The 4,257-nt window shown below is 43.4% G+C and carries 5 protein-coding genes; 2 read left to right on the top strand and 3 right to left on the bottom strand.

Features of this window, described 5'->3' with window-relative positions:
- The coding region (locus tag BP896_RS02735; RefSeq protein WP_291765394.1) for a hypothetical protein at positions 1–585 on the top strand (585 nt) is incomplete at its 5' end.
- On the opposite strand, the gene BP896_RS02730 is transcribed toward BP896_RS02735, so the two are convergent.
- The 3 genes from BP896_RS02730 to BP896_RS02720 form a co-directional block, all read right to left on the bottom strand.
- Positions 582–1,085, bottom strand: a complete 504-nt coding sequence (locus BP896_RS02730; protein ID WP_291765393.1) for a vitamin K epoxide reductase family protein — start codon at positions 1,083–1,085, stop codon at positions 582–584. The two genes, BP896_RS02735 and BP896_RS02730, sit on opposite strands and share 4 nt — an antisense overlap.
- A gap of 115 nt (positions 1,086–1,200) precedes the next feature.
- Positions 1,201–1,563, bottom strand: coding sequence for a peptidyl-tRNA hydrolase Pth2 (gene pth2, locus BP896_RS02725; protein WP_291765391.1), 363 nt, complete (start codon positions 1,561–1,563; stop codon positions 1,201–1,203).
- A gap of 54 nt (positions 1,564–1,617) precedes the next feature.
- Entirely contained in the window at positions 1,618–2,661 is a 1,044-nt protein-coding gene (locus BP896_RS02720; protein WP_291765388.1) for a Gfo/Idh/MocA family protein, read from the bottom strand.
- A gap of 259 nt (positions 2,662–2,920) precedes the next feature.
- On the opposite strand from BP896_RS02720, the gene BP896_RS02715 reads away from it, so the two are divergent.
- Complete coding sequence (locus tag BP896_RS02715; protein WP_291765386.1) at positions 2,921–4,186, top strand: hypothetical protein; 1,266 nt, start codon at positions 2,921–2,923, stop codon at positions 4,184–4,186.
- Positions 4,187–4,257: the final 71 nt, after the last annotated feature.

The following is a 4,257-nucleotide window of genomic DNA, read 5'->3' as shown; positions in this document are numbered from 1 at the left end:
GAGAAGTATCATTGGTTCAGTATTGTTTACAGGAGGGGGTTGGCTTTATGGTATATTGATGGTAGGCTTAGGGCCCTGGCTTCAATAAGTAATGGTGATGTTAAGGATGGTGGAGTAGCCTATGATAAGCCACCCTACGTTGCATCATGGATTACTGACGCACCTTCACCTCAATTGGCCGTATTATTGGACATTGATGCTGCACCGCAGGTTGAGTTTCATTGGCCTGGCTTAAACCCATGGGGTTTAAGGGTATTTAGCGGTGATGCTGAGGAACCTGTTAGGCTTAGGCTTTATAGGGATGGTTCAGAGGAGGCTTGGGCTGGCTTAACCGTTAACCCTGGTGTTGAGTTGTATTCCCAGCCATTACCCGGCATTGGTGAGAAGACACTAATCCTAAATGCGCCGGGTGGTGAGTTGGCTATAGAGTACTTCACTGAGGGTAATTGGGTTGAGGCTAGGAGTCAGGCATTAGGCAGCAGCACCACTGTACTGGGCATTAGTGGAGATACCGCCTTAATTAGGTTTAGGTATAGGGCTAGGGAACCTGGCTTAATAAGGGCAGCCTCATTAACCTTAACTTAATTCACTGTGGTTACTGACTTAGCATTAACCCTACGGTTAAGGTAAGCGTAGACTGTTATCACTATGAAGTCGGCTATAATCATTGAATGCATTATGGTGCAGTATAGGCATAGTGCATGCAGTATGGCGAACTCCACGTAAAGTAGGTACGGTATTATTGCCAGGCCCAGGAACCTCCAATACATTAGGGCTCTGAAAAGCCCATGAGCCACCTTTTCTCCACTCTTATCGTAGGCTATAGCCATTATTATGTTTATTATGAACCAGAAGATGGCGAGAACATCAAGGGGTACGTCAGCCACCTCTGCGTAGGGGCTTGAGAGGACCCTTATACAGTTAACTGTGACCCCTGGGAAGGGTGTGGGTTCCCCATTCAGTGTACATAATGGGGGTGCATTATGCAGGTAGTAGTAGGTGTATAGTACGACCCCTGAGGAGAATATGCCAACCACTGAGAAGGCTATGAATAATCCAAGCCATTTGAGCGTTAGCCTACCCATAGTGTTTAATCCACTTAACCGGTTAAATAAATTTTCCTCAAATTAACGCCACTTAGTGGATATGCCTTGGTTCTATTTCATTAGCGCCAATGAATCGTGGACTTATGCCTTGGCCCTAATCCTTAAGTAACCTGAGGCTGCCGGTCACCTTATTAACCAACTCCTCTGGCCCCGGCCCAATGGCTAATGCAGTCACAGTGCCTGGTGGTAATTCGGTTAAGCCAGCATCCTCAATTAAGGCTGTGGGTAAGCCCAGGGACTCTGCCTTAGCCTTAAGCCTAATTAAATCCTCAACATTATCCACCACCAGGACAATCTTCTTCTGGCCCCCTGAAACCCAAGCATTAACCCAATCCCCCCTACTCCTTAATGCCTCCAATACTGCGGAAACTGATGCATGGGCCACTTGAACAGCCAACTTCCCCCTACTCATCCTTAAATCCCCCCTAACCACTATGGATTGCTTAAACTCGCTCATTAATTTAGGATAATTCAGCTTAATTATTTAAGATTAAATTATTGCATATTTCATTTAATCACTTAATGGCTCCCACTTCCTGCTCTTAAAGGACCTGTAGGCTGCATCAATTATCCTATTAACCTCAACCCCATCATTAAAGTTCTCCCTAGGTAACTCACCCTTCTCAAAGGAGTCTATGAAGTGCCTAAGCTCATATAAGTAGCCGTAGAGTTCAAATTCCCTCCAAATTGGGTAAAGCCAACCCCTAGCCACCTCAGCCTTCTCAACAACATAACCCACCTTCTCCTCAGGGGCTGTTGTGAAGACCCTTATGCCAGTCTCCCTAGTTACATCAACGAAGATGGCGCCTTCACTACCATATATCTCGTACCTTAGGTCTAAGCCACCGTGGGCCGCCCAACTATTCTCAGCCTGCCCCAACTCACCCCCACTATACTTAACTAGTACTATACTATTATCCTCAGCCTTAGTCTTATCCCTATGCACAAGTAAATCACCCCAACCTAAAACCTCACTCGCCTTACCGTTAATCAACTTCCTAGTGACCTCAATAGAGTGGCACCCCATATCCAGTAAACTACCACCACCGGACAAGTCCCTGTCCCAGAACCATGGGCTATGGGGACCGAAGTGGGCCTCCCTACTCCTAACCCAGAAGACTTTACCAATGGCACCATTCTTAACCATATTCATAACCCTATCAATCTGAGGTATGAAGACCTGATTCTCTGCATAGGCGTGGAGTACACCATACCTATTGACTGCATTAAGCATCTCCTTAGCCTCAGCTAGGCTTCTACCTAGGGGCTTCTCAATTATTATATTCTTCCTATTCTCGGCGCATATTTGAACAGCCTTAAGGTGAAGGAAGTTGGGTAAAATAATGTCAACAGCATCCAACTCCTTATCACTGCATAGCTTCTCAATAAAGTCATCACCAGTATAATACTTACCTATCCCCCACCTTCTGGCAAACTCAACAGCCCTACTCCTAGACGCAACGGCAACAACCTTAGCATTAGGTATCTCAGCATAGGACTGCATGTGGAATTCAGCCGCAAAGCCTGAACCAAGTATCCCCACCTTAACAACCATGCTAATTACCTTGAATTAACAGTTTTTAAACATTATCACTTAATTATAATATTAATTATAATGAACATGCTATGCATTAATAAGATTTAACAATCTACAGGGCATAACTTAATACATAGGTAATACTTACGGTGGTTTGAAATTACTAAATTAGGATATAAGTGGGTGTTTCTATACTGTATTAAAAATACTATATAGTTAATTTTAGTGCAATTAGATTATGGGGTAAAACTTAAAAAGACCTTAAGCCATATAACATATGCCAGTAATAGGTAAGTGGATTATGCTCCTAGCTGCCGTGGTTGTTGCAGCCAGCTTCTTAGTAACGTACGCTCAGCAGGTAGTGATGCTGATTCCAGCCTTCAACACTACGTCAAACGTCGTGGTGGTTGGTAATATGTCTAGCCAATACGTATCAAAGCCACTTGGCTATGCCTTATTCTTTACTAACCTTTGGGATATGGGTTCAGGTACCTCAGGTACAACCACTTTAATGTATAATGCGGCTGAGGGAGTAGCATACTATATACAGAACTACACCTTCATTAAGCCAACGTACTCATATGATGTTACCCTTGGTTACCCTGCAATATTCTATGGCCGCTCCCAGTGGGGTGGCTTATATCCTAAGATGAGTCCACTACTAATGCTCCCTGCTCAAGTCATATCGCTTCCAAGCATTTGGGCTTACGTAAATTACAGTGTAATTAAATTCACTCCAAGTAATCTGCAGTTTGACTTATCCCTACAGGTTTGGTTGGGGGCAACACCCAATGAGACCAGTGGACCCCAGCCTGGTGACTTAGAGGTAATAATATACTACTACACGCATAATATGGCTCCAGGCGGCTCACAAATGGGTACCATAACCGTGCCAACGTTCGTTAACGGTAGTATTGTTGATGAGAGTTGGCAGGTTTGGGTTTACTATGGTGGATCAAGCATGTGGACCATTGCTTGGTTTGTGCCAAGTATTAATCAGCCAAGTGGTTATATTGGATTAAACATTACCGGCATGCTCTATGACCTATTCAATATTTTAGCCGCCAATTGGCCGCTGCAGTGGAACTTCACTGGGTTATTGAACTTCTACATATATAACCTCCAGCTTGGTAATGACTTCGGTACATCAAGCCAATTAAGTAATGTCTTCGAGAACATAACAATATATAAGTATTACTTTGAGTTAACTAAGCCATTAGTACCAATAATCACTACTACAACTACAACTACTACAACAGCCTACGTAACAACGACAGTAACCAGCACAATTACCACTACCACCACAGTAACTTCAACCACAACAGCAGTAAGCACCACCACAGTGACTTCACCTGTGACGAGTACAACAACGTTAACGACTACCTCCCTCTTAACCACCACCAGTACCGCAACATTAACAAGCACATTAACTAGAACATTAACAGTGACTAAGGAGGTTATTGGGACAAGCGTAATCGTGGGTATAGTAATCATAGTTATCGTAATTGCAGTTATTGTAGTGCTTTTGGTTAGGAGGAGGTAAGCCAACGGTAAAGTATTAAATCATTATTAAAATATTTTCATAAATTAATTAAATGCACAATAATTATACAG

Origin of the sequence: Caldivirga sp. UBA161, from assembly GCF_002506515.1 — an archaeon.
In the GTDB taxonomy this organism is placed as follows: Archaea; Thermoproteota; Thermoprotei; order Thermoproteales; family Thermocladiaceae; genus Caldivirga.
This window is presented reverse-complemented; position numbering and strand designations above follow the sequence as displayed.

What these genes read in the sequence shown, in the direction of transcription:
- BP896_RS02730 (WP_291765393.1), bottom strand. Translation starts at nt 1,085, where the DNA reads ATGGGTAGGCTAACGCTCAAATGGCTTGGATTATTCATAGCCTTCTCA.
- pth2 (WP_291765391.1), bottom strand. Translation starts at nt 1,563, where the DNA reads ATGAGCGAGTTTAAGCAATCCATAGTGGTTAGGGGGGATTTAAGGATG.
- BP896_RS02720 (WP_291765388.1), bottom strand. Translation starts at nt 2,661, where the DNA reads ATGGTTGTTAAGGTGGGGATACTTGGTTCAGGCTTTGCGGCTGAATTC.
- BP896_RS02715 (WP_291765386.1), top strand. Translation starts at nt 2,921, where the DNA reads ATGCCAGTAATAGGTAAGTGGATTATGCTCCTAGCTGCCGTGGTTGTT.